This is a genomic window from Streptomyces sp. NPDC001220, from assembly GCF_053597895.1.
The window spans coordinates 65,557-88,738 of the sequence record NZ_JBSFJE010000013.1 but is presented as its reverse complement, the minus strand read 5'-3'; the positions used below and the strand labels follow the sequence as shown (position 1 = coordinate 88,738).

At 72.0% G+C, this 23,182-nt stretch carries 22 protein-coding genes; 12 read left to right on the top strand and 10 right to left on the bottom strand.

What is annotated here, in order from left to right:
• Nucleotides 1-3: 3 nt before the first annotated feature.
• Nucleotides 4-525 (bottom strand): SigE family RNA polymerase sigma factor, encoded by a 522-nt coding sequence (locus ACWDGI_RS29080; protein ID WP_450763921.1) that lies wholly within the window; start codon nucleotides 523-525, stop codon nucleotides 4-6.
• A gap of 203 nt (nucleotides 526-728) precedes the next feature.
• On the opposite strand from ACWDGI_RS29080, the gene ACWDGI_RS29075 reads away from it, so the two are divergent.
• Genes ACWDGI_RS29075 through ACWDGI_RS29065 form a run of 3 tightly spaced genes read left to right on the top strand, consistent with a single transcriptional unit; the run spans nucleotide 729 to nucleotide 4,869 of the window.
• Nucleotides 729-2,372, top strand: a complete 1,644-nt coding sequence (locus ACWDGI_RS29075) for a hypothetical protein (protein ID WP_450763919.1) — start codon at nucleotides 729-731, stop codon at nucleotides 2,370-2,372.
• A gap of 41 nt (nucleotides 2,373-2,413) precedes the next feature.
• Nucleotides 2,414-3,631, top strand: a complete 1,218-nt coding sequence (locus ACWDGI_RS29070; RefSeq protein WP_450763917.1) for an AAA family ATPase — start codon at nucleotides 2,414-2,416, stop codon at nucleotides 3,629-3,631.
• The gene (locus tag ACWDGI_RS29065; RefSeq protein WP_450763915.1) at nucleotides 3,628-4,869 is read left to right on the top strand and encodes a vWA domain-containing protein; all 1,242 of its coding nucleotides are present in this window, start codon (nucleotides 3,628-3,630) and stop codon (nucleotides 4,867-4,869) included. The genes ACWDGI_RS29070 and ACWDGI_RS29065 overlap by 4 nt, the downstream gene beginning before the upstream one ends.
• A gap of 14 nt (nucleotides 4,870-4,883) precedes the next feature.
• Here the strand turns inward: ACWDGI_RS29065 and ACWDGI_RS29060 are convergent, their stop codons facing one another.
• Nucleotides 4,884-5,564, bottom strand: coding sequence for a helix-turn-helix transcriptional regulator (locus ACWDGI_RS29060; RefSeq protein ID WP_450763913.1), 681 nt, complete (start codon nucleotides 5,562-5,564; stop codon nucleotides 4,884-4,886).
• A 140-nt stretch (nucleotides 5,565-5,704) separates the two neighbouring features.
• Here ACWDGI_RS29060 and ACWDGI_RS29055 point away from each other — a divergent pair, with 140 nt between their 5' ends.
• Nucleotides 5,705-6,673, top strand: a complete 969-nt coding sequence (locus ACWDGI_RS29055) for a threo-3-hydroxy-L-aspartate ammonia-lyase (RefSeq protein WP_450763911.1) — start codon at nucleotides 5,705-5,707, stop codon at nucleotides 6,671-6,673.
• 120 nt (nucleotides 6,674-6,793) lie between these two features.
• Here ACWDGI_RS29055 and ACWDGI_RS29050 read toward each other — a convergent pair whose 3' ends face one another.
• Nucleotides 6,794-7,186 (bottom strand): SCO5389 family protein, encoded by a 393-nt coding sequence (locus ACWDGI_RS29050; RefSeq protein ID WP_450763909.1) that lies wholly within the window; start codon nucleotides 7,184-7,186, stop codon nucleotides 6,794-6,796.
• A gap of 52 nt (nucleotides 7,187-7,238) precedes the next feature.
• Nucleotides 7,239-8,198 carry an ATP-binding protein gene (locus ACWDGI_RS29045; protein WP_450763907.1) on the bottom strand — a complete coding sequence of 320 codons (960 nt, stop codon included), beginning with the start codon at nucleotides 8,196-8,198 and terminating at the stop codon, nucleotides 7,239-7,241.
• A gap of 192 nt (nucleotides 8,199-8,390) precedes the next feature.
• On the opposite strand from ACWDGI_RS29045, the gene ACWDGI_RS29040 reads away from it, so the two are divergent.
• The 4 genes from ACWDGI_RS29040 to pqqB all read left to right on the top strand — a co-directional run bounded on the left by ACWDGI_RS29040 (nucleotide 8,391) and on the right by pqqB (nucleotide 12,565).
• The gene (locus ACWDGI_RS29040; RefSeq protein ID WP_450763905.1) at nucleotides 8,391-9,866 is read left to right on the top strand and encodes a purine-cytosine permease family protein; all 1,476 of its coding nucleotides are present in this window, start codon (nucleotides 8,391-8,393) and stop codon (nucleotides 9,864-9,866) included.
• Nucleotides 9,867-10,048: 182 nt separating this feature from the next.
• On the top strand, nucleotides 10,049-10,450 hold the full coding sequence (locus tag ACWDGI_RS29035) for an SseB family protein (RefSeq protein ID WP_360491821.1): 402 nt from the start codon (nucleotides 10,049-10,051) through the stop codon (nucleotides 10,448-10,450).
• A gap of 49 nt (nucleotides 10,451-10,499) precedes the next feature.
• On the top strand, nucleotides 10,500-11,612 hold the full coding sequence (locus tag ACWDGI_RS29030; protein ID WP_450763903.1) for a hypothetical protein: 1,113 nt from the start codon (nucleotides 10,500-10,502) through the stop codon (nucleotides 11,610-11,612).
• A 62-nt stretch (nucleotides 11,613-11,674) separates the two neighbouring features.
• A complete protein-coding gene (gene pqqB, locus ACWDGI_RS29025; RefSeq protein WP_450763901.1) occupies nucleotides 11,675-12,565 on the top strand; it encodes a pyrroloquinoline quinone biosynthesis protein PqqB in 891 nt (296 codons plus the stop codon).
• Here pqqB and ACWDGI_RS29020 read toward each other — a convergent pair.
• From ACWDGI_RS29020 to ACWDGI_RS28995, 6 genes are all read right to left on the bottom strand, one after another.
• The gene (locus ACWDGI_RS29020) at nucleotides 12,562-12,963 is read right to left on the bottom strand and encodes a MarR family winged helix-turn-helix transcriptional regulator (RefSeq protein WP_360491827.1); all 402 of its coding nucleotides are present in this window, start codon (nucleotides 12,961-12,963) and stop codon (nucleotides 12,562-12,564) included. The genes pqqB and ACWDGI_RS29020 overlap by 4 nt on opposite strands.
• A 96-nt stretch (nucleotides 12,964-13,059) precedes the next feature.
• Nucleotides 13,060-13,410, bottom strand: coding sequence for a VOC family protein (locus ACWDGI_RS29015; protein ID WP_351736329.1), 351 nt, complete (start codon nucleotides 13,408-13,410; stop codon nucleotides 13,060-13,062).
• Between the two features lie 123 nt (nucleotides 13,411-13,533).
• Nucleotides 13,534-14,568 (bottom strand): LacI family DNA-binding transcriptional regulator, encoded by a 1,035-nt coding sequence (locus ACWDGI_RS29010; RefSeq protein WP_450763898.1) that lies wholly within the window; start codon nucleotides 14,566-14,568, stop codon nucleotides 13,534-13,536.
• Nucleotides 14,565-15,470, bottom strand: a complete 906-nt coding sequence (locus ACWDGI_RS29005) for a carbohydrate ABC transporter permease (protein WP_450763896.1) — start codon at nucleotides 15,468-15,470, stop codon at nucleotides 14,565-14,567. Before ACWDGI_RS29005 ends, ACWDGI_RS29010 begins: the two co-directional genes overlap by 4 nt.
• Nucleotides 15,467-16,393 (bottom strand): carbohydrate ABC transporter permease, encoded by a 927-nt coding sequence (locus ACWDGI_RS29000; protein WP_450763894.1) that lies wholly within the window; start codon nucleotides 16,391-16,393, stop codon nucleotides 15,467-15,469. The genes ACWDGI_RS29005 and ACWDGI_RS29000 overlap by 4 nt, the downstream gene beginning before the upstream one ends.
• Nucleotides 16,390-17,706 (bottom strand): ABC transporter substrate-binding protein, encoded by a 1,317-nt coding sequence (locus ACWDGI_RS28995; protein ID WP_450763893.1) that lies wholly within the window; start codon nucleotides 17,704-17,706, stop codon nucleotides 16,390-16,392. Before ACWDGI_RS28995 ends, ACWDGI_RS29000 begins: the two co-directional genes overlap by 4 nt.
• Before the next feature lie 238 nt (nucleotides 17,707-17,944).
• Between ACWDGI_RS28995 and ACWDGI_RS28990 the strand changes: the two genes are divergently transcribed.
• The 4 genes from ACWDGI_RS28990 (at nucleotide 17,945) to ACWDGI_RS28975 (ending at nucleotide 23,158) form a co-directional block, all read left to right on the top strand.
• Nucleotides 17,945-19,966 (top strand): beta-galactosidase, encoded by a 2,022-nt coding sequence (locus tag ACWDGI_RS28990; protein WP_450763891.1) that lies wholly within the window; start codon nucleotides 17,945-17,947, stop codon nucleotides 19,964-19,966.
• Between the two features lie 149 nt (nucleotides 19,967-20,115).
• Complete coding sequence (locus ACWDGI_RS28985; protein ID WP_450764351.1) at nucleotides 20,116-21,675, top strand: glycosyl hydrolase 53 family protein; 1,560 nt, start codon at nucleotides 20,116-20,118, stop codon at nucleotides 21,673-21,675.
• 212 nt (nucleotides 21,676-21,887) lie between these two features.
• On the top strand, nucleotides 21,888-22,175 hold the full coding sequence (locus ACWDGI_RS28980) for an ArsR/SmtB family transcription factor (RefSeq protein WP_450763889.1): 288 nt from the start codon (nucleotides 21,888-21,890) through the stop codon (nucleotides 22,173-22,175).
• Nucleotides 22,176-22,204: 29 nt separating this feature from the next.
• Complete coding sequence (locus ACWDGI_RS28975; protein WP_450763888.1) at nucleotides 22,205-23,158, top strand: SMP-30/gluconolactonase/LRE family protein; 954 nt, start codon at nucleotides 22,205-22,207, stop codon at nucleotides 23,156-23,158.
• Nucleotides 23,159-23,182: the final 24 nt, after the last annotated feature.

The following is a 23,182-nucleotide window of genomic DNA, read 5'->3' as shown; positions in this document are numbered from 1 at the left end:
CCCTCACCCCACCGGCTCGATGACGTCGGTCAGCAGCCGGCGCAGCCGGGCCACACCGCGTGCCGCGTGCGACCGGGCCGTACCCACCGGGCACCCCAGCACCTCGGCCACCTGCCGGTCGGGCAGGTCCTGGTAGTAGCGCAGGACGACCGCGGCCCGCTGGCGCGGGGTCAGCAGGGCGAGCGCGGCCTCCAGACGGGACCGCTCGGCGACGGCCGCCGACAGGTCACCGGCCGCCGCGACCTCGGGCAGATCCTCGACGGGGCGCTCGCCCCACCAGCGGCGCCGTGCCGAGCGCGCGGCGGCACGCGCCAGCACCTTGCGGACGTACGCCTCCGGTGCCTCGTCGGCGATCTTCGGCCAGACGAACCACAGTTTGACCAAGGACTCCTGCAACAGATCCTCGGCCCGATGCCGATCGCCACCGGTGAGCAGACGGGCCAGATGGAACAACCCCGACCAGCGGGCCGCCACGAACTCGTCGTACTCACCGGCGCGAGCCTGCTCCGTTCCCTCGGTTCCCACGGTCCCCGCTCTCCCCGGCTGCCTACACCTGGGAAAAGGCCCTGGGACCGACGGAACGCTGCACTCGGCCGAGGTGATCCCCGTCACGTGCGGGCCGCCGCGTAATTGCGTGGCCGACCGGGGCGCCGCCGCCGTATGCTCCCCGCGATGACCACTCACTCTGATCACAGATCGGGGGTCCCGTCCGCGCAAGGTGAGGCCTGATGGCCACTCACCCCGTGTACGAGGACACCCGGCTTCTCCTCTGGCGGCGGGTGCGCGAGTTCGCCGTGCCGCCCGCCATGATCGAAACCGCGACCGCCCGGCGCGCTGCCGGGGACTGGGCGGGGGCGTGTGCCGCCGCCGGTTTCGACGTCGACCTCAACCTGCGTGACCTGGCCCGTACCCGGGGCCGGGACGTCATGGAACGGATCCGCGCCGACCTGCGGCGCCTCGCCCCCGAACTGCTGCGCTGGCACCTGCCGAGAATCGCGCCCGACGGGCTGCTGCGGCCCGGGCTGACCATGCCGCTCGCCCGCTATGACGTCGGGCAGGGAGCCGTGGAGCTCGTGGCCCGGACACCGCCGGCCTGGGCCGACGCCGGGCAGCGGGTCAGCCTCGCGATCTGGGACGGAAACCTGCGCGAGCCCACCGCCCGGGGGCATCCGCATCCGCGCCCCAGCCGCCGGTTCCGCTTCGACCTGCACCGCCATCTGTGGGACGCGGGCGCCGCCGGCGACCTACGGACCCGGTCCGGCGGCGAAAGGACGCACACGGGCTTCGCCGCCGGACCGCGTACCCACTCGGACCTCGCCGTCGAACCGCGTACGGACTTGGGCTTCGTCGCCAATCCGCGTACGGACTTGGGGTTCGTCGTCGGACCGCGTCCCCACTCGGACCTCGCCGTCGGACCGGCGCGTACCGACCTGGGCTTCGTCGCCGAACCACGCACCCACTCGGACCTCGCCATCGAACCGCGTACCGACCTGGGCTTCGCCGTCGAACCGCGTACCGACCTGGACTTCGCCGTCGAACCGCGTCCCCACCCGGGCCCCGCCGTCGAACCGCGCCCCCACCCCGGTGCCGGTCCGTTGCCCTCGTCGTGTGCGATCGACCGTTGGGCGGACGAGGGGCGGATCGTGCTGCGTGCCGAGGGGCGGGACAGCGGAACCGTCGCCGTGCACCTGCGCGGCCGGCAGCGGCTCGCCCTGCACCTCGCGGCCGACGGGACGACGTCCACGAGCCCTGGCGGGCACACCGGTTCACTGCCCGTGCTGCCCGACGCGGCGACCTGGACCCTCCCCGACCTGGAGCTGCTGCGCGCCGGGCTGATCGACGCCGGGCAGCTGCATCCGCTGGTCGCGGAGGCGCTCGTATCCGGATACACACCGGCCGCCCGGATCCGGAACGCGGATCCGGCCGGGCAGCCACGCCTCGTGGAGTGCCGGGGCGCCCTCCACCGCATCGGCCTGGTCGACGGGGTGCTGTCCCCGCTGGACCACGCCCGAGACGAACTGCGGCGTGAGGAACTGCTGGTGGCGCTCGGCGGGCCACCGCTGCCCTGCCTGCGGGTCATCGACGAGGCACACCGCCGCCCGGACTGCCTCACCGGCGTACGCGAACGGCTCGACCACGGGGACATCGCCGGCGCGCTCGCCGTCGTCGAAGGACTGCTGGGGCCCGAAGCCGTGCTGCGTGACGGCCCGTTGAGGGACGAACTGGAGTCGGCCGCGCGCCGGCGCATCGCGTACGGCCTCTACCGGGCTGGCCTCGCCGGACCCGGAACCGGCCCTGTCCGTACCCGGCAACGCCGGCGACCACGCTCCCGCGACCCACGCCTCGGCCCGCGCCCCGCCAGCTGGCGCTGACCCACACCCACTTGCTCACTCACACCCCAAGGTGATCAGACATGCCCATGCGCGTTTCCACCCGACTCGACGTCGCTGAAGACCTTTTGAAGCTGCTCGGCGACTCCGCCACCGAACCCCGCCCCGACACCCAGCTGGAGGCGCTCACCCTCGCCGTGGCCGCCGACATGCCCGTCCTCCTGTGGGGCGAGCCCGGCATCGGCAAGACCGCCGCCCTGACCCAGCTGGCCGACTCCCTCGACCTGCCGCTGACCACGGTGATCGCCAGCGTGCACGAGCCGTCCGACTTCTCCGGGCTGCCCGTCGTGGGCGACGACCCCGCCGTCCAGGGCGTCCCGATGGCTCCGCCGGACTGGGCGGTACGGCTGGTGAAGGCCGGCCGGGGCCTGCTCTTCCTCGACGAACTGTCCACCGCGCCGCCGGCCGTGCAGGCCGCCCTGCTCCGGCTCGTCCTGGAACGACGGGTCGGCGCGCTGCGACTCCCGCCGGCGGTACGGATCGTGGCGGCGGCCAACCCACGGTCCTCGGCGGCCGACGGCTGGGAGCTGAGCCCGCCGCTGGCCAACCGGTTCGTGCATCTGCAGTGGGCCCACGACCACGAGGTCGTGGTACGCGGTCTGGGCGGCACCTGGCCCCGGGCGACCCTGCCCCGGCTCGACCCGGAAAGGCTCTCCGCCGCCGTGGACTTCGCGCGCCGCGCGGTGTGCGGTCTGCTCGCCACCCGCCCCACGCTCGTCCACCGGCTGCCCAGCGGCGAGACGCGCAGGGGCGGCGCCTGGCCCTCGCCCCGCAGCTGGGACATGACCCTGCGGCTGGTCGCCTTCGCGCACGCCGCCGGCTCCTCCCGGGACGTGCTCTCCCTGCTGGTGCGGGGCACGGTCGGGGACGGCCCGGGGCTCGAACTCCTCGCGAGCGTGGACCGGATGGAGCTGCCGGATCCCGAGATCCTGCTCGCCGATCCGGGTGCCGCCGAGCTGCCCGAGCGCGGCGACCTGCGGCAGGCCGTGCTCGACGGCGTGGTCGCCGCCGTGCGCGAGCGTCCCGACCGGGCCCGCTGGGACGCGGCCTGGGCGCTGCTGGTCCGTGCGCTGGACACCGGTGCTCCGGATCTGGTGGTCGTGCCCGCCACCACCCTCGCCTCGCTCCGCCGGGAGGACTGGGACGTGCCCGAGGCCGTCGAACGCCTCGCCGGAGCCGTCTCGGTGTCCCGTCGGGCCGAACGGGCCGCCCAGCGCGTCGCGGCGAAGGCCGGCCGATGAGCACCGCACCGGCCGGGACGCTGGACCTGGAGAAGCTGTACGCGGCCCGGTTGCAGGCAGCCCGGGCCCGGCCCTACCTCGCCACCGCGCTGTTCGCCCTGCACGTGGTGGAGTCGCGGCAGGTGCCGACCATGGCCGTCGACGCCCACTGGCGGTGCTATGTCTCGCCGGCGTTCGTGGACCGGATGCCGGTGCAGGACCTGGCCGGCGTCTGGGTGCACGAGGTGTCGCACCTGCTGCGCGACCACCACGGGCGCAGCGACCGGGTCGCCAGGCAACGCGGGCTGACCGGGGCCGGCGAGCGGCTGCGGATGAACATCGCGGCGGACCTGGAGATCAACGACGACGCGTACGGCGACGGACTCGCCCGGCCCCAGGGTGCCGTCCGCCCACGCAACCTGAAGCTGGACGAGGGCCTGCTGATGGAGGACTACCTACGGCTGTTCCGGCTGGGACCGCTGACCCAGGCCCTCACCTGGCTGGACTGCGGCAGCGGCGCCGACGGCCGCGCACGGGACTGGGACCTGGGGCCGGACGGCGCGCACGGCCTCAGCGAGCAGGAGCGGGACGGGGTGCGGTTCCGGGTTGCGCAGGCCATCACCGGGCGCCCGGGCAGCACCCCGGACGGCTGGCGGCGCTGGGCGGAGGAGGCCTTCCACCCGCCGCAGCCGTGGCGGGAGCTGCTGGGCGCGGCGGTCCGCTCGGCGACCTCCGCCGCGGGTGCGGGCGACGACTACGACTACGGTCGCCCGTCGCGCCGTTCGGCAGGTCTGCCCGGCGTGGTGCTCCCCAGCCTGCGCCGCAGACCGCCCCGGGTCTCCGTGGTCATCGACACCTCCGGCTCGGTCAGCGACGCCGAACTGGGCAGCGCCCTGCTGGAGGTGGCGGCCATCGCCCGCGCCGTCGGCGGCCGCCGGGACCTGGTCAGCGTGGTCTCCTGTGACGCGGCGGCCCGGACCGTGCACCCCCTGTGCCGTGCGGAGGGCATCGCGCTGGTGGGCGGCGGCGGAACAGACCTGCGCGCGGGCTTCACCAGAGCGCTGCGGGCCCGCCCCGCCCCGGACGTCGTGGTGGCCCTGACCGACGGACAGACACCCTGGCCGGGGACCCAGCCGCCCTGCCGGACGGTGGTCGGTCTGTTCCCCCGCCACTGCGCCGGCACGTCGTACGACGAGGACGACCCCGACTACGTACCGGACGAACCGCCCGCCTGGGCCCGGGTCGTACACATCGGATGACCCTGTCTTCGGGGCTACTCCGCCCGGGTCGCCGCCAGGTAGTTGTACGCGGAGGCGCGGGAGATGCCGAGCCGGGTGGCGATCTGCTGGACCGCGCCGCGGACCGCGAAGACACCCTGTCGGTCGAGGTCCCGGAACAGTTCCAGGCGTTCGTCGCGGGTGAGTTGGGGCCACGGCCTGGCCTCGCGCAGCTGGCGGGTGTCGACGATGGAGTCCAGTACGGCGGTGATGTCGTCGCCGAACGTCGTGGTCGGCGGTGTCTCGGGCAGGGCCGCGACCCCGGCCAGGTCGCCGACCAGCGCATGGACCTGGGTCACGGCCGTGACGTCGAGGTTCACGCACAGCGCCCCGAACGCCGAACCGGCCGAGTCGCGCAGCACCATCGTGGAGGACTTGACCAGCTTCCCGTCCCGGGTGCGGGTGAGGTAGTTCAGCTCGTCGGCCGCCGCGTCGCCGGCCGCCAGCAGCTTCATGCCGATCTCGCTCATCGATCCGCCGACCCCGCGGCCGGTGACCGAGCCGGCGATCGCCACGACGGAGCGCTCGGGGCGGCGGAAGTCATGGATGACGACCTCGCAGAACGCGCCGAAGGTCGCCACGATCCCCTCGACGACCGGGGCCAGCGCGGCGATGATCGCGTCCTGCTCGGCCCGTGCCGCCGCACCGCCCGCCGTGCCCGTCGGTTCCTGTGCCATCCGCTCGCCTCCGTGTCCCCGCCCGGACCGGGTCTGGACTTCACGTCCAGATGATAGACAATAATTCCATACGGTCGGCGTCGAACGGCTGTGCTCGACGCCCATCCGGCGCCCGGCGGCGCCCAGAACGGAGGACGAACATGCCCGACACCCCGCCCGTGACCCTTCAGGACGTGCAGGACGCGGCCGCGCGGATCAAGGGAGTGGCGCACCGCACCCCCGTGCTGCGTTCGCGCACCCTGGACGAACTGGTCGGCGCCGAGGCCTTCCTGAAGTGCGAGAACCTCCAGCGCATCGGCGCCTTCAAGTTCCGGGGTGCCTACAACGCCGCGTCCCGGCTCTCCGCCGAACAGCTGGCCAAGGGCATCGCCGCCTACTCCTCCGGCAACCACGCCCAGGCCGTCGCCCTCGCCGCCCGCGAACTCGGCACCACCGCCGTCATCGTGATGCCCGAGGACACCCCACGCGCCAAGCTGGAGGCGACCGCCGGATACGGCGCGGAGATCGTGACGTACGACCGCTACACCGGCGACCGCGTCGCCATCGGCGAGGCCCTCGCCGCCGAACGCGGACTCGCCCTGGTGCCGCCGTACGAGCACCCGCATGTGATCGCCGGACAGGGTACGGCCGCCCTCGAACTCATCGAGGAGGTCGGTGAGTTGGACGCCCTGGTGGTGCCGGTCGGGGGCGGCGGGCTGATCGCCGGCAGCGCCACCGCGGCGAAGGGTCTGCTGCCCGGGATCCGGGTCGTCGGGGTCGAGCCCGAGGCCGGCGACGACACCAGGCGGTCCCTGGAGGCCGGGCACCGGGTGTCCATCCCGGTGCCGAGGACCATCGCCGACGGCCAGGCCGCCGACATCCCCGGTGAGCTGACCTTCTCCGTCAACCGGCGTCTGGTGGACGACATCTCACTGGTGAGCGACGACCAGATCCGGGACGCGATGCGGTTCGCCTTCGAGCGGATGAAGACCGTCCTGGAGCCGAGCGGCGCCACCGGTCTGGCCGCGCTGCTCGCCCACCGGGTGGCGCCGCTGCCGCGCCGGATCGGGGTCATCCTCTCCGGCGGCAACGTGGGCGCTGAGCGGTTCGCCGAGATCGTCACCGGCTGAGCAGCCCGCCGGCCCCGCCGGCCGGGGCGAGGCCGAGGGCTCCTGGTCAAGGAGGCTGGGGGGAGCAGGAGTTGGTGAGTTCCTGCGGCGGTCGGGGCGTCGCTTCCCGCCCGCCCCGGTTCAGCAGTCGCGGAACTCGGGTGACTGGTTGAGGATCTGCGAGCGCGTCGAGGTGAAGCGGGTGTGCGTCCGGCCGCCCCGAGCCTCGGGCGGGAACACCGCCACCCGGTGGCAGTTCTGGAAGGCGAGGGCGACCCCGAAGTGCCGTTCCAGGCTGGACCGGATCGCGTCGGACGACAGCGCCCGCAGCAGCTGCCCGCGCTCCCTCTCGGACGGCGGCGGGGTCTGGTTGTCGGCGAACTCGCGGGAACCGTCGCGCAGTTCACCGGTCAGGCGGGCGATGAGGTGGTAGGCGTACGGCAGGGACGTACGGACGGTTGCCACGAAGTCCTCCTCCCGTACCGCACCGTTCTCGGCTTCGGCGAGCAGCTGCGGGGAGACGTCGAGCGACATAGGGCTGTGTCCTGTTCTGTTCGAGGTGGGTGGATCGACAGGGGGGCGGGTTTCAGGCGAAGGCGGGCAGGGCCGCCGGACCGTGCCGGAAGTCCGGGTCGACCTGGGCGGCCAGATCCCGGCCGGTGGCCGCGTTCGCCCAGGCGGTGGCGTTGCGCAGATGGAACTCCACGGCATGCCGCTGGAAGGCGTCCCAGTCCTTGGCCCGCGCGTCCACGGCGGCCCGCAGCCGGTCCATGGCCCGGGAGTTGTGCGGCTCGAGCGCACCGCCGGCCCGGCCCTGCTCCTGGGCGCGGACGTACGACGACAGCTCGCAGTGGGCCAGCAGGTCGTCGCCCACCCGCTCGCGCAGGAAGGCGAGGTCGTCGGCGCCGGACACCTTGTTGCCGACCACGGCGACCGGGATGCCGAACTCGGCCGCGTGATCCCGGTACTGCCGGTGGACGGAGAGACTCTTGAGGGTCGGCTCGACCACCAGGAACGTCATGTCGAAGCGGGTGAAGAGGCCGGAGGCGAAGGCGTCGGCGCCGGCCGTCATGTCGACGACGACGTACTCGCCGGGCCCGTCCACCAGATGGTTGAGATAGAGCTCCACCGCGCCGAGCTTTGAGTGGTAGCAGGCCACCCCGAGGTCGCTCTCGGCGAACGCCCCGGTGACCATCAGCGGCACCCCGTCGACTGCCTGGACGTGGTGGGAGTGCACCTCGTCGTCGCCGAGCAGTCGCAGCAGCCGCGAGCCACGCCCGGGCGGGGTCGTCTTGACCATGGCCTCCCCGGACGCGATCAGGGGGTTCGTACCGCGCAGATAGTCCTTGATCGCACCCGTCCGCGCGCTCAGCGGCGGTGCTGTGAACAGCTCGTCCTCGCCGAGGCCGAGGGCGTGGGCCAGGTGCTGGTTGATGTCGCCGTCGATCGCGACGACCGGCGCGCCGGACCGCGCCAGCCGACGGATGAAGAGGGCCGACAGGGTGGTCTTGCCGCTGCCGCCCTTGCCGACGAAAGCCACACGCATCGCCTGGTCACCCTGTCCTGTTGAAAATGGATGTCATGATCATAGATTGGAGAGGGAGCCGGGTGCTGTCAAATCGGGATGGCCCAACCGGGTTGCGGACCGAAGGAGTTGACGGCGCCCCAGGTCCCGCCTTGACCCCCGTCGGCGGCAGACCTAGCCTCCAGCCAACACACCTGGACGGATGGGTCGACGATGGCGGACACGCGGGAACCCGGCCGGCAGCTCCAGGTGGAGACCCACGGCCTCGACGTGATCGGCGACGCCGACCGCAAGGGCACCCCGCGCACGCTGTTCTGGCCCTGGTTCGGCGCGAACGTCTCCGTCCTCGGAATGAGCTACGGCGCCTTCGCGCTCGGCTTCGGCATCTCCTTCTGGCAGGCGCTGGCCGCCGGAGTCCTCGGCATCCTCGGCTCCTTCCTGCTCTGCGGCTTCGTCGCGGTCGCCGGGAAACGTGGCTCGGCACCCACGATGGTGCTCAGCCGGGCCGCGTACGGCGTGCGCGGGAACCGGCTGCCATCGGTGGTCTCGTGGGTGCTCACCGTCGGCTGGGAGACCGTCCTCATCGCCCTCGCCACCATGGCCACCGCGACCGTCCTCGCCCGGCTGGGCCGGGGCGGCGGCACCGGGACCGAGGTGGTCGCCCTGGTCGTGGTCTGCGCCCTGACCGTGATCGGCGGAGTGATGGGCTTCGACCTGATCATGCGGCTGCAGACCGTGATCACGGTGGTGACCGGCGTCCTCACCCTCGGCTACGTCGGGCTGGTGGCTGACCACATCCACTGGGCGACGGTGCGCGCGATCCCGTCCGGTTCCGCCCAGGAGTTCATCGGCGCGCTGGTGTTCATGATGACCGGGTTCGGACTCGGCTGGGTCAACGCGGCCGCCGACTACTCCCGTTACCTGCCCCGCGGCTCCTCCGGCCGGGGCGTGATCGGCTGGACCACCTTCGGCAGCTCCCTCGCCCCGCTCCTCCTGCTGGTCTTCGGCCTGCTGCTCGCGGGCTCCTCCGACATGCTGGACAAGGCGATCGCCGCCGACCCCATCGGCGCGCTGACGACCGTCCTGCCCACCTGGTTCCTGGTCCCCTTCGCCGTCGTCGCCGTGCTCGGCCTGGTCGGCGGCGCGGTCCTGGACATCTACTCCTCGGGCCTCGCGCTGCTCTCCGCGGGCCTGCGGGTGCCGCGCTACCTGGCCGCCCTGGTCGACGGCGTCCTGATGACCGCCGGCGCGGTCTACATCGTCTTCTTCGCCGACGACTTCCTCGGCCAGTTCATGGGGTTCCTCACCACACTCGGCGTGCCGATCGCCGCCTGGTGCGGCATCATGCTCGCCGACCTCGCGCTGCGCCGCCGCGACTACGACGAGGCCGACCTCTACCGCCCGGCCGGCCGTTACGGCGACGTACCGCTGCCGCCCCTGCTGCTCACGCTGACCGCCACGGCCCTCGGCTGGGGCCTGGTCACCAACACCGCCGCGAGCTGGCTGACCTGGCAGGGCTATCTGCTGGGCCCGCTCGGCCTCGGCGGAAAATCGGGCGCGTGGGCGTACGCCAATCTGGGTGTCCTGGCCGCACTCGCACTCGGCTTCGCCGGCACCCTGGCGCTGAGCCGCGGCAGGATCCGTGCCCAGGAGACCCGCACCGCGACCACTCCGGCGCCGCCGGACTGACCACCCGGCCGGGCCCGCGGCCCGCAGGACCATCCAGCCCGTCACCAGGCCGGAGCCGCCCTTCGGCCGTCCGGGGGCTAGAGCCCGGACGCATGGCCCGGCGCCGACCGGGTACGCGTGCCGTGGCCGCCCGGTACTCGCCGGTCCCTGCGGCCCGTACCACCACTATCTGGGGATCTGTCATGGAGACACCCGCACACGACGACTTTCCGACGCCGGCCCAGCGGGCGCTCGACACGCTGGCCGTGAACGCCGAGGACCGTGACGCACTGGACACGCTCGCGCACAGCGACGTGCTGGTCCCGGTGCCGGACGACGCGGCGGAGGCGGCCGACCCCGCCATGATCGCGCTGCCCGTCCTGGAACGCCCCGACGGCGACCCCGTCGTCCCCGTGTTCACCTCGGAGGGAGAGCTGACCGGCCTGCTGCCGACGGTCTCCCGCTACCGCCTGGTGCCGCTGGGCGCGCTCGCCCAGCAATGGCCCGAGGACAACCTGTCGCTCGCCATCGACGGCAGCTCGACGCATGCGCTGACGCTCACCTCCGAGGGCGTGCGCACCCTGCTGGCCCGGCCGACGGGCTGACGACGGGTCCCGGTCACCGGGAGGCCGCCGTGCGGGTCAGAATGGCCCCATGGAATGGATCTCCGGGGTGGCCGGGGGACTGGTACTGATCCTGGTCCTGCGCAGCATCCTGCGCACTCTCGTGGTTCCCCGGGGCCTGTACTCCGTGCTGGTGTACCGGCTGTGGTGGACCCTGCGCAAGCTGCTCTGCCTCACCGCGCGCGGTCGCGACTACCGGGCGATCGACCGGGCGGAGACCTGGCTCGCCCCACTGATGCTGATCGGCATGCTCGCCGCCTGGCTCGGTGGGGCGTTCCTCGGCTTCGGCCTGCTGCTCTACGCGTTCTCCCCGCTGTCCTGGAGCATCGCGTTCCGGGAGGCCGGATCCAGCCTGTTCACCCTCGGGTTCGCCAGCGGAGCCCGGCTGCGGCTGTCCGCGCTCGACTTCGTCGCCGCCGCCACCGGCCCCGTCGTCATCGCCCTCCAGATCGCCTACCTCCCCACGCTGTACGCGGCCTACAACCGCCGCGAACTGGAGGTCACCCTCCTGCAGTCCCGGGCCGGCGAACCCGCCTGGGGCCCGGAGATCCTGGCCCGGCAGTGGCTGGTCGACACCGAGGTCGCGCTGCCCCAGCTGTACCGGGCCTGGGAACGGCTGGCCGCGGACATGGGGGAGAGCCACGCCACCTACCCGGTGCTGCTGGCGTTCCGCTCGCCCCGCCCCTACCGCAGCTGGCTGGTCGGCCTGGTCGCCGTCATGGACGCGGCCGCCCTGCAGCTCGCGCTCAGCCCGCGCGCCGCCCCGCCGGAGGCCCGCCTGGTGCTGCGCGCGGGGTTCACGGCCCTGCGCGACATCGCCGCCTCGGTACGGGCGACCTTCGACTCCGACCCGCCCCCGGACGCCCCGATCGACCTGACGTACGGCGAGTTCGAGGCGGCCGTGGCCATGCTGGAGAAGACCGGCTTCCGCGCGGAACGCGGCACCCGGGAGGCCTGGCCGCACTTCCACGGCTGGCGGGTCAACTACGAGGCCGTGGCCTACGAACTGTGCCGCCGGTGCGACGCCGTACCGGCGCTGTGGACCGGCGGCCGCGACTTCCCGTCGGAACCGATCCCGCCGATGCGCCCGGTGGACCGCCAGCCCCCCGAAGGACAGCGGGAAGTTCCCCCCGGCCACGGGTAGCGCGGCCCATCCTGAGGGAAGATCCCAGCAGGGGCCGGGGAGACCGAGAGGGGCGGATCGTCGTGAGGGTCGTCCTGCTGGGCACCGCAGCCGGTGGCGGATTCCCGCAGTGGAACTGCGCCTGCGTGCTGTGCGCCGCCGCCCGGGACGGCAAGCTGCCGTCCCGTACCCAGGAGTGCGTGGCCCTGACCGGCAACGGCCGGGACTGGTGGCTGCTGAACGCCTCGCCGGACATCCGCGCCCAGCTCACCGCCACCGCGGTGCTCTGGCCTGGTCCGGGCCCCCGGGAGACCCCGGTGCGCGGAGTGCTGCTCACCGACGCGGAGGCCGACCATGTCACCGGTCTGACCGTGCTGCGCGGGGCACCGGACCTGAAGGTGTACGCGGCCCCGCCGGTGCGGACGCTGCTGGCCCCGGCCCGTGGCGCCCTCGACCGCTACGCCCCCTGGGAGTGGGCCGACAGCCTGGCCGACGGCGGTTTCGTGCTGTCCGGCGGCCTGGTCGTGACCGCCCATCCGGTGAGCGCCAAGGCCCCGAAGTACGTGCCGGCCGCACTCGCCGAGGCGGACGGCCGCTGGGTCACGGCATACCGCGTCGAGGACCTGGCCACCGGAGGAGTCCTGCTCTACGCACCCTGGGTCGGCGCCTGGAGCGACACACTCGACGAGCTGTGCGCGGAGGCCGACTGCGTCCTGCTGGACGGCACCTTCTTCACCGCCGACGAGCTGGGCACGACGGTCCGGTCCGGGCCCGGGCAGGCCGCCATGGGCCACCTCCCGGTCTCGGGTCCGCACGGCAGCCTCGCCGCCCTGGCCCGGCATCCCCGCACCCGGCGGATCTACACCCACCTCAACAACACGAACCCCCTGGTGGACCCGGCCTCCCGGGCCCGCGCCCAACTGGCCGAGGAGGGCATCGAAGTGCTGCCGGACGGCATCGAGTTCGCGCTCTAGCCGGCGGCCGGGCCCTCGAGCATCCGCTCCAGCGCGGCCCGCTGCAGTGGTCGTACCTCGGCGTGCACGGCGCGGCCCCTGGCGGTGAGCGCGACCCACACGCCCCGCCGGTCCTCGACGCACACCGACCGCTCCACCAGGCCGTCCTTCTCCAGCCGCCCGATCAGCCGGGACAGCGCGCTCTGGCTCAGATGCACCCGTCCCACCAGGTTCTGCACCCGGCAGTGGTCGCCTTCGGCGGGCGACTCGGTCGCCAGCAGGTCGAGCACCTCGAAGTCGCTCGCGCCCAGCCCGTGCGGGTGCAGCACCCGGTCGATCTCGCACATCGTGCGCGCGTGCACCGACAGGATGTCCCGCCAGCGCTCCTCCAGCCGGGCCTCGGCCGTCTTGACTGCCATACCCGCACCGTAGCACCGATCCGGCCAATCGTTGAGTGTGCAACTAGTGCGGGTGCAAGCAGCGTTCCGCGGGTCGCGCAAGGACGAGTACGACGGTCAGGCCACCGGGTCCTGGAGCAGCCCCACCATGTTCCCGTCGGCGTCCTTCACGGAGGCGACCAGCCGGCCGTTGCCGACGTCCCGGGCGTCCTGGACCAGCTCCGCACCGGCCGCCAGCAGCGCCGCGAGCCGCTCCCGCAGATCGGTGACATGCCAGAACGGCGTCGGCCCGGTCAGCCCCTGGGCGTGCCCGTTCGGGTCCAGGCCGACGTCCTGCCCGGCGGCCTTGTACCCGATGTAGTACGGCTCGTCGGCGAACGGCTCGACGCCCAGCAAGGCGGTGAACAGCGCCTTGGCCCGCTCCGCGTCCTTCACGGGGTAGATGATCGTCTGGATGCCTGCGGTCATGGTCTTCTCGCTCCTCGTACCTGGCTGCCCGGCGCGGTCCGTCCGGTGGTTCCCACGCTAGGAGGGCGAGGGGCGGCACGGCTTCTCGAAAACTGACCGGCTGCCGGCCGCCCGTCCCACGCCTCAGGCCGACCCGCGCCGCACCAGCTCCGTCGGCAGGATCACCGCCGCCGGGTCCTCGCCGCCTATCTGGGCGAGCAGGACGCGGACCATCTCGGTGCTGATGCGGTCCCAGGGCTGCCGGATCGTGGTGAGCGCCGGCGACACGGCGGTCGCCACCGGGGAGTCGTCGAAGCCGCCGACAGCGATGTCATCCGGGACCCGCTTGCCGGTGCGTTGCAGCACCGTCAGCACACCCTGCGCCATCAGGTCGGAGGCCACGAACACGGCGTCCAGGTCCGGGGCCTGCGCGAGCAGCCGCTCGGCGCCGGCCTCGCCGCTGGCCCGGCTGTAGTCCCCGGAGACGATCAGCGACTCGTCGATCCCGACGCCCGCCTCCGCGAGGACCTCCTTGTACCCGGCGAGCCGCTCGACACCGCCGGGGGTGTCCAGCGGACCGGTGATCATGCCGATCCGGCGGCGCCCCACGGCCAGCAGATGCCGGACCATGTCCCGGGCGCCGTCCCGGTCGTCGGCGGCCACGTAACTCACCTTCGAGCCGAGCCCGATGGGCTTGCCGCAGGCGACCAGTGGCACACCCGCCGCCCGCAGCTCCTCGGCGACCGGGTCGCCGGAGTGGCTGGACACCAGCAGCACCCCGTCGACGTGCCCGGCGGTGATGTACCGCGTGATGCGGCGCCGTTCGTCCTTGGTGCCCGCCAGCATCAGCAGCAGCGGGATGTCGTGCCCGGCCAGCGCCTGGGTGCAACCGCTCAGCAGCACGTTGAAGTTGGGGTCCTCGAAGAACCTCTCCTGGGGCTCGGTCAGCAGGAAGCCGACCGAGTCCGAACGTCCGGTGATCAGCGAACGGGCGTGCCGGTTCACCACGTACCCGGTGCGGCGGATGGCGTCGTTCACCGCCTGCTCGGCGGCGGGGCTGACGTAGTGGCCGCCGTTGAGCACACGCGAGACCGTCCCTCGTGAGACACCGGCCTCGCGCGCCACGTCGTGAATCGTCGGCGGTTTGCGCCGGCCCCCCGCATTGCTGCCCATGGTCATGACTTTACGGCCCCGGACAGCAGGTCAAGGCTCCAGAAGCGCTGAATGACCAGGAACAGCGCGATCAGCGGCAGCACGGCCAGGAACGCCCCGGTGATCACCAGGGTGTACAGCGCGGGAGTGTTGGCGCCCTGTTCGAGAAGCGTGTACAGACCGAGCGTGAGCGGGAACTTCTCGTCGTCGCTGAGCATGATGTACGGCAGCAGGAAGTTGTTCCAGACGGCCACGAACTGGAAGAGGAACACCGTGACCATGCCGGGCATCATCATCGGCATCGCGATCCGGGTGAAGATCCGCCACTCGCCGGCCCCGTCCATCCGCCCGGCCTCGATCACGTCCGTGGGCACGGCCGCGGCCGCGTAGATGCGGGAGAGATAGACGCCGTACGGGGAAAGGATCTGCGGCAGCAGCACGGACCAGTAGGAGTCCGTGAGATCGGCCTTGGCCAGCAGCAGGTACTGCGGGATGGCGAGGATGACCGGGGGCATCAGCACGCCGGCCAGCAGCACGTTGAAGAGCGACTCGCGGCCCGGGAAGCGGTAGGTGGCGAGGGCGTAGCCGCTGAAGGCGGAGACACAGGTCGACAGCAGGGCGCCCAGACCGGCGTACAGGGCGGAGTTGCCCATCCAGGTCCAGTAGACGCCGTCGCGGTAGGCGTTCAGGTCCTTGAGGTTGTCCAGGAAGCCGCTGCCCGGCAGGAAGGTGAAGGTGGAGAACAGTTCGCTGCCGGACTTGGTGGACGCGATCACCACCCAGGCCACCGGCAGCAGGGTGTAGATCGCACCCAGCAGCAGGGTGAGCGTCGGGATCAGGGCGATCCGGCGGCGCGGCGGCGGCCCCTGGGCGGTACCGGGAGTCGTACCGGCCGCCGGGGCGGCCTTGCGGACGGCAAGAGAACTCATCCTGCTGCCTCCTGCCTGTTACGGCGGTTCGCGGCCCGCAGGAACCCGAAGGACAGCACCAGCGTGGCGAGGGCGATGAGGGTCGCCTCGGCCGCCGCCGAGTAGATGTCCCCCTTGCGGAAGGCGTCCTCGTACACCTTCATCAGCGGACTCCAGGTCGTGTTGACCGAGTTGGTGAGGGGCTTGAGGGTGGTCGGCTCGTTGAAGACCTGGAGCGTCGCGATGATCGAGAAGAAGAAGGTCAGCACCAGCGAGGGCGCCACCATCGGGATCTTGATCCGGAGGGCGGTCTGCAGCGGGGTGGCGCCGTCCAGCTTCGCCGCCTCGTGGACCTCGGCCGGGATGGACCTGAGCGAGGTGTAGATGACGATCATGTTGAAGCCGGTGCCGCCCCAGACCGCGATGTTGGAGAGGGCCAGGTAGAGCGGGCCGCCGTCCAGCAGGTTCGGCTGCGGCAGGTGCAGTTTGTCGAGCACGTAGTAGAAGGGGCTGACGTCCGGCAGGTACAGGAAGCCCCACAGCAGCGCGGCCACCACGCCGGGGATGGCGTACGGCAGGAAGATCGCGAGCCGGGTGAAGGGGGCCAGCCGGACCCGCTCGCTGTCGAGCATCAGCGCGAACAGCAGGGCGAGGCCCAGCATCACCGGGACGACGATGCAGCCGTAGCCGACGACGCGCAGCGCGCCGGCCCAGAACTCGTTGTCGGTGAGGGCGTCCCGGTAGTTCTCCAGTCCGGCCCAGACCTCGCTGCGGGCGCCCGCGCCCAGGCCGAGCCCGGAGACGTGCACCTTGCGGAAGCTGAGCCAGACCGCGTACCCGATGGGCAGCGCGAAGAACAGGGCGAAGAGGGCGGTGGCGGGGAGGAGGAAGGTGTACGGGGCCCCCTTGACCCCGTACGACCTCCGGCTGGTGGGGCTGGTCACTGAGAGACCTCGAAGCCCTGCTTCTTCATGTCGGCGACCGTGGCGTCCTGCATGGAGTTCAGGGCGGTCACGAAGTCCGACTTGTTCTTGGCGGCGGCGCCGAACGCGTCGTTGAACGACGTGTAGGCGACGTTCACGTTCGGCCCCCAGGCGGAGGGCGCCGTGGTCTTCGCGATCTCGGCGGCCTCGGTGTAGAAGTCGGCCTGGTTGGAGAAGTACTCCGGCGGGTTGGCGAAGGCGCCGCTGAGCTGGGCCGAGGTGGACGCCGGGTAGATGCCGCTCTCCTTGGCCAGCGCGTTGAGCGCGTCGCCGTCGGTGTTCAGCCAGGCGGCGAACTTGGCGGCGGCCTCCTGGTGCCGGGAGTCGGTGGTGACGGCGGTGGAGGAGCCGCCCCAGCTGCCGGTGACGTCCTCGGACGTGGACCACTGGGGGAGCGGGGCCATCGCCCACTTGCCCTTGGTGTCCGGCGCCGCCGTGGTCAGCGTGCCCGGCGCCCACACCGCGCTCACCCAGGCGATCTGCTTGCCGGTGTTCAGCGCCTTGTTCCAGGCGGGGGTGTACATCGGCTGGTTGTCGATGGCGCCCTCCTTGACCAGGCCGCCCCAGAACTTGGCGACCTTCTGGGTGGCCGCGTCGTTGATGGCGACCTTCCACTTGTCGCCGGAGGTGGTCCACCACTTGGCGCCGGCCTGCTGGGCGAGGCCCGCGAAGAGACCGGAGTCGTTGGCGGAGAACGTGGTCAGGTCGGTGTCCGGCGCCTTCTTCTTCAGCGCGCGGGCGGTCTTCGCGAACTCGTCCCAGGTGGTGGGGACCGTCAGGCCGTACTTCTTGAAGAGGTCCGCGCGGTAGTAGAACATCATCGGGCCGATGTCCTGCGGCACCGCGTACACCGCGTCCGTGCCCAGCGTGACCTGCTGCCAGACGCCGTCGGCGAACTTGGACCTGGCCCCGCCGACGCTCTTCGATATGTCGGCGACCGCGTCGTTGCTCACCAGCGTCGGCAGTGCCTGGTACTCGGCCTGCACCAGGTCGGGGCCGTTCTTCGCCTTGTGCGCGGTGAGGATCTTGGTGACCAGCGTGTCGCCGGACGCCTGCTTCTTCACCGTGACGGTGATCTGTTCCTTCTTGCCCTCGCCCTTGTTCCACAGGTCCACGACCTTGTCCATACCGGGCGCCCAGGCCCAGTACGTCAGCGAGACCGGACCGGAGTCGGCCTTGCTGTCGTCGGACGAGCCGCAGGCGGCGAGGGCGGTGGCGCCGAGCGAGACGGCGACGGCGGTTGTCACGAGGCGGCGGCGCTTCGTGTGCGGCATGGATCTCTCCCCTGACCTGGGCCCCCGCCCGACGCGGGGACCTTGCCATGCAGATGTGTGAGCGTTCTCAGACCTGGATGCTCGCCCGTCGCGAGTCCATGTCATGCTCTGTGAGCGTTCACAGTAGAGAAACATCCTGGACACTTGTCAATGGTTGTTGCTGTGCGGTTATGTTGGGCTCACGCCACGATCGATGTGTGTGCACGTTCCCAAACGATCGATTAAACGGGAGAGACCCATGCCGGACACCAACCCCAGGGGCCTCACCAGGCTCGCCTTCGGCGGGGACTACAACCCCGAGCAGTGGCCGGAAAGCGTCTGGCAGGAGGACGTCCGGCTGATGCGCGAGGCCGGGGTCACGATGGTGAGCGTCGGGATCTTCTCCTGGGCCCTGCTGGAGCCGGCGCCGGGGGAGTACGACTTCGGCTGGCTCGACCGGGTCATCGGCCTGCTGCACGAGAACGGCATCCGCGTCGACCTCGGTACGCCCACCGTGGTGCCGCCCGCCTGGTTCTACCGGGCCCACCCCGAGGCCCTGCCGGTGACCGCCGAGGGTGTGCGGTACGAGTTCGGCTCACGCGGCGCCATCTGCCACTCCGACGCCGACTACCGCGCGGCCGCCGCGAACATCACCACCCGCCTCGCCGAGCGCTACGGCGACCACCCCGCGCTCGCCCTGTGGCACGTCCACAACGAGTACGGCGTCCCCGTCTCGGCCTGCTACTGCGACTCCTGCGCCGCCCACTTCCGCCGCTGGCTCGCCGCCACCCACGGCACGGTCGACGCCGTCAACGAGGCCTGGGGCACGGCCTTCTGGGGCCAGCACTACACCGACCTCTCGCAGATCAACCCGCCGCGCGCCACCCCGACCGTCGGCAACCCGGGCCAGGCCCTCGACTACAAGCGCTTCGTCGACGCCACCATCCGGGAGAACTTCCGCGCGGAGCGGGACATCCTGCACCGTCTCTCACCCGGTGTCCCGGTGACCACCAACTTCATGACCGCGCTCAGCCAGTGCGACTCCATGGACTACTGGGCCTGGGGCCGCGAGGTCGACCTGGTCACCAACGACCACTACCTGATCACCGACGGCCGCCGGACCCACGTCAACCTCGCGATGGCCGCCGACCTCACCCGCTCCGTGGCCGGCGGTACGCCCTGGCTGCTGCTGGAGCACTCCACCTCGGGTGTCAACTGGCAGCCACGAAATCCGGCCAAGGCGCCCGGGCAGATGGCCCGCAACTCCCTGGCCCATGTGGCCCGCGGCTCCGACGGCGCGATGTTCTTCCAGTGGCGGCAGTCCCGGCGCGGCGCCGAGAAGTTCCACTCGGCGATGCTCCCGCACGGTGGCACCGACACCCGGGTGTGGCGCGAGGTCGTCGAACTCGGCGCCTCCCTCGACTCGCTGGCCCAGGTCAAGGGCGCCCGGACGCAGGCCGACGCGGCCGTCCTGTGGGACTGGCAGTCCTGGTGGGCGCAGAACCTCCAGTGGCGCCCCAGCGAGGACCACGACCCGCGCGAGCGCGCCGACGCCTTCTACGAGGCCCTCTACGACCGCCACCTCACCGTCGACTTCGCCCACCCGGAAAGCGACTTGTCGGCCTATCCCCTTGTCGTCGTACCGGCCCTCTACCTGATGACGGAGGCGGCCGGGAACAACCTCAGGGAGTACGTCGAGAACGGCGGCACCCTGGTCGTCTCCTACTTCTCCGGCATCGTCGACGAGCACGACGCCGTGCACGAGGGCGCCTACCCGGGCCCGCTGCGCGACGTCCTCGGCCTCACCGTCGAGGAGTTCTCGCCGCTCCTCCAGGACCAGCGGGTACGGCTGACCGGGCCGGAGGGCTCCGGGCCGACCGGCGACGTGTGGACCGAGTTCGTCGCCCCGCGCGGCGCCGAGACCGTCTGGACCTACGCCGACGGCCTCACCGCCGGTCACCCGGCGGTCACCCGGCACCGGTCGGGGGAGGGCACCGCCTGGTACGTGTCGACCCGCCTGGACGCGCAGGGCCTCGACGCCCTGCTCGGCCGGGCCGCCGAGGACGCCCGGATCGCGCCCCGCGCCGACCTGCCCCGCGATGTCGAGGTGGTCCGCCGCGCCGGTGAGCACGGCACGTTCCTCTTCGCGATCAACCACACCGCCACCGACGCCAAGGTGCCCCTGGAGACACACGGCACCGAACTGCTGACGGGCGAACGCGCCGCGGGCCGCCTCGCGGTCCCCGCGGGCGCCGTCCGGGTCGTACGGCTCGACGGCTGAGCCCCGGCCGCGGACCGGGTCCGCCGCACCCGGTCCGCCGAGACTCCCCTCCGCCCGCGAGTGCCACGAGAGCCGTGGGCGGAGGGGCCTCCTCCGGCCCCGCCGGAGGACACCCCTCTCCAGTCACGTCGAAGGGACGACGGACGATGATGTTCCATCCCAGACGCACCATCAGAGCCCTGCTGCTGCCGCTGCTGGCCGGGCTCGCCCTCACCGCCCTTCCCACGGGGACCGCCCAGGCCGCGAGCACCCTCACCAACGGCGGCTTCGAGTCGGACGGTGCCGGTGTGGCCGCACCCGCCGGCTGGTCGGAGTACGGCGACACGGGTGCCTCCTACACCGAGTCCGGTGGCCACAGCGGCGGTTACCGCCTGAGCCACTACTCGGCCGCCGCCTACAAGGTGGAGACGTACCAGTACCTCTCCGGCCTGACCAACGGCACCTACACGCTCACCGCCTGGGTCCGCTCCAGCGGCGGCCAGAACTCCGCCTACATATCCCTGAAGAACTGCGGCAGTTCGGAGCAGCGGACCGACCTGCCGGTCTCCACCAGCAGCTGGGTGCGGATCGTCACCTCGGTCGCGGTCACCGGCAACCAGTGCACGATCAGCATCGACTCCGATGCCAACGCGGGCAACTGGATCAACGTCGACGACCTGACGTTCGCCTCCGGCTCGACAGGTCTGGCCATCAAGGGCGCCGACATCTCGTCCCTCGCCAAGAGCGAGGCCAAGGGCGGCGTCTACAGGACCGGCTCCGGCACCACCGGGGACGCGGTCACCATCCTCAGGAGCGCCGGCATGAACTACGCGCGCCTGAAGGTCTGGGTCAACCCGGCCGACGGCTACAACGACAAGGCGCACGTCCTGGCCATGGCCAAGCGCGTCAAGGCGGCCGGCATGAAGCTGCTGGTCGACTTCCACTACTCGGACAGCTGGGCCGACCCGGGCAAGCAGACCAAGCCCGCCGCCTGGGCCGGCCACTCCTACAGCCGGCTCAAGACCGACGTCTACAACCACACGTACGACGTCCTCAACGCGCTGAAGGCGCAGGGCACCACCGCCGACATGGTCCAGATCGGCAACGAGATCAACGGCGGCATGCTCTGGTCCGAGGGCTCCACCGACAACTGGTCCCAGCTCGCCGGGCTCATCAACTCCGGCTACAGCGCGGCCAAGGCGGTCTCCTCCGGCACGCTGGTCGCCCTGCACCTGGCCAACGCGGGCGACGACGCCACGGTCCGCTGGTGGTTCGACAACGCCAAGACCTACGGCATCAACTACGACGTGATCGGGCTGTCGTACTACGGCTACTGGCACGGCTCGCTCGCCGCCGCCCAGACCACCCTCGACGACGCGGCCTCCCGCTACGGCAAGCCGGTCTACATCGCGGAGACCGCCTACCCGTTCACCCTCGCCCAGGACGACTCGCTGGAGAACCAGATCGACACCAGCGGTGAACTGGTCACCGGCTACCCGGCCACCGTGGCCGGCCAGCTGGCCTGGATGAACGCCGTCGCGAACATCGTCGAGGCCGTCCCGAACGGCCGTGGCCTAGGCGTCTTCTACTGGGAGGCGACCTGGACCGCGGTCACTGGGAACGGCTGGGACCCGACCGACGCCACCTCCGGCAACGGCTGGGAGAACCAGGCCCTGTTCGGCTACGACGACAAGGCACTCTCCTCCATGGCGTGGTTCAGCCACCGCTGAACCACCACTGACGGGGGCCCGGCCACAAGGGGACGGCCGGGCCCCTCGGCCCTGTCCCGGGCAGGCCGCGAGGGCAAGGCCCTCGTCGGCCGATCTCCTACGGCCGTGCGGTCTCGGACAAGGCTCGCCGAGTCCCTGACGTGGGGGCTTCGGCTGCGGAACAGTGGGAAAACGAACTACGAGGAGGCAGGGGACGGACGGAGGCCGGTCGGATGCTGAGGAACTCCCAGAGCGTGAGCCGCCTGGACATTCTGGACTGGCTCAAGGACCCGGCGACCCACTTCCCGTCCCGGCGCCACGCCGACCTCACCGAGAACGGCGTCACCGTCCGTGCCGTCGCCGCCAAACTCGGCGTCTCCCGCAAGGTCGCCGGCACTCATCTGGGCATGCTGACCCGGCTCGGCCTGCTGCGGACCCGGCGCGTCCGGCACCGCACCTACTACCGGCGCGACGAGATCCGGATCGCCGAGGTGGCCCGGATGTTCGAGAAGGGCTGGTGAGACCGGTCAGGCCTGTCAGTATGGGGTTCATGGACCGACCCGCGCGCCTCGTCCCGCTCCACTACGTCGCCATCGGCGGCCGCGGCCCGGAGGACGTGGTCACGGATCCGGACGGCGGGGTCCTGACCGGCGTCGAGGACGGCCGCATCCTGCGCCTGGACGGGCTCGGCGACCCGGACACCGCCCGGGTCAGGGAGCTGGCCAGGACCGGCGGCCGCCCGCTGGGCCTGGAACTCCTCCCGGACGGCGACCTGCTGGTGTGCGACGCGGAGCGCGGGCTGCTGCGGGTCGGCCTCGCCGACGGTGCCGTCCGCGTCCTCGCCGACTCGGTCGAGGGGGAGCCGCTGCGGTTCGCGAGCAACGTGGTGGCCCTGCCCGACGGCACCGTGTACTTCACCGCCTCCAGCCGCCGCTTCCCGCTGGACCGGTGGATCGGCGACATCGTCGAGCACAGCGGCACCGGCCGGCTGCTGCGCCTCGCGCCCGGCGCCCGCAGCGCCGAAGTGGTCTGCGACGGGCTCCAGTTCGCCAACGGGCTGGCCGTGAGCGGCGACGGCACCTTCCTGATCGTCGCCGAGACCGGCGCGTACCGTCTCACCCGCTACTGGCTCACCGGCCCGCGGGCCGGCCGCGCCGAGTTCTTCGCCGAGCTGCCCGGCATGCCCGACAACATGTGGCGCGACGGCGAGCTGACCTGGGTCGCCCTGGCCGGCCCGCGCAACCCGCCGCTCGACCTCTTCCACCGCACTCCGGTCGCCGTCCGCCGGGCCGCCGCGCGAGCCGCCGTACACGCCCCCTACCGCCCCGCGGGCACCATCGCCGTGACGGCCCTCGACGACCACGGCAGGGTCGTCCACCACCTCGCCCGGCAGCACTCCGGCTTCCGCATGGCCACCAGCGTCTGTGTGACCGGCCGCCACCTGGTCCTCGGCAGCGTCTGGGAGCCCGGTGTCGCGGTCTGTGCCGCTCCCACCGCGAAGTGACCGCCGGGTAGACCCGGCGGTACC

Bases quoted from the DNA above. Each gene is read 5' to 3' on its own strand.
- ACWDGI_RS29075 (WP_450763919.1), top strand. From the start codon at position 729: ATGGCCACTCACCCCGTGTACGAGGACACCCGGCTTCTCCTCTGGCGG.
- ACWDGI_RS29070 (WP_450763917.1), top strand. From the start codon at position 2,414: ATGCCCATGCGCGTTTCCACCCGACTCGACGTCGCTGAAGACCTTTTG.
- ACWDGI_RS29065 (WP_450763915.1), top strand. From the start codon at position 3,628: ATGAGCACCGCACCGGCCGGGACGCTGGACCTGGAGAAGCTGTACGCG.
- ACWDGI_RS29060 (WP_450763913.1), bottom strand. From the start codon at position 5,564: ATGGCACAGGAACCGACGGGCACGGCGGGCGGTGCGGCGGCACGGGCC.
- ACWDGI_RS29055 (WP_450763911.1), top strand. From the start codon at position 5,705: ATGCCCGACACCCCGCCCGTGACCCTTCAGGACGTGCAGGACGCGGCC.
- ACWDGI_RS29050 (WP_450763909.1), bottom strand. From the start codon at position 7,186: ATGTCGCTCGACGTCTCCCCGCAGCTGCTCGCCGAAGCCGAGAACGGT.
- ACWDGI_RS29045 (WP_450763907.1), bottom strand. From the start codon at position 8,198: ATGCGTGTGGCTTTCGTCGGCAAGGGCGGCAGCGGCAAGACCACCCTG.
- ACWDGI_RS29040 (WP_450763905.1), top strand. From the start codon at position 8,391: ATGGCGGACACGCGGGAACCCGGCCGGCAGCTCCAGGTGGAGACCCAC.
- ACWDGI_RS29035 (WP_360491821.1), top strand. From the start codon at position 10,049: ATGGAGACACCCGCACACGACGACTTTCCGACGCCGGCCCAGCGGGCG.
- ACWDGI_RS29030 (WP_450763903.1), top strand. From the start codon at position 10,500: ATGGAATGGATCTCCGGGGTGGCCGGGGGACTGGTACTGATCCTGGTC.
- ACWDGI_RS29020 (WP_360491827.1), bottom strand. From the start codon at position 12,963: ATGGCAGTCAAGACGGCCGAGGCCCGGCTGGAGGAGCGCTGGCGGGAC.
- ACWDGI_RS29015 (WP_351736329.1), bottom strand. From the start codon at position 13,410: ATGACCGCAGGCATCCAGACGATCATCTACCCCGTGAAGGACGCGGAG.
- ACWDGI_RS29010 (WP_450763898.1), bottom strand. From the start codon at position 14,568: ATGACCATGGGCAGCAATGCGGGGGGCCGGCGCAAACCGCCGACGATT.
- ACWDGI_RS29005 (WP_450763896.1), bottom strand. From the start codon at position 15,470: ATGAGTTCTCTTGCCGTCCGCAAGGCCGCCCCGGCGGCCGGTACGACT.
- ACWDGI_RS28995 (WP_450763893.1), bottom strand. From the start codon at position 17,706: ATGCCGCACACGAAGCGCCGCCGCCTCGTGACAACCGCCGTCGCCGTC.
- ACWDGI_RS28990 (WP_450763891.1), top strand. From the start codon at position 17,945: ATGCCGGACACCAACCCCAGGGGCCTCACCAGGCTCGCCTTCGGCGGG.
- ACWDGI_RS28985 (WP_450764351.1), top strand. From the start codon at position 20,116: ATGTTCCATCCCAGACGCACCATCAGAGCCCTGCTGCTGCCGCTGCTG.
- ACWDGI_RS28980 (WP_450763889.1), top strand. From the start codon at position 21,888: ATGCTGAGGAACTCCCAGAGCGTGAGCCGCCTGGACATTCTGGACTGG.
- ACWDGI_RS28975 (WP_450763888.1), top strand. From the start codon at position 22,205: ATGGACCGACCCGCGCGCCTCGTCCCGCTCCACTACGTCGCCATCGGC.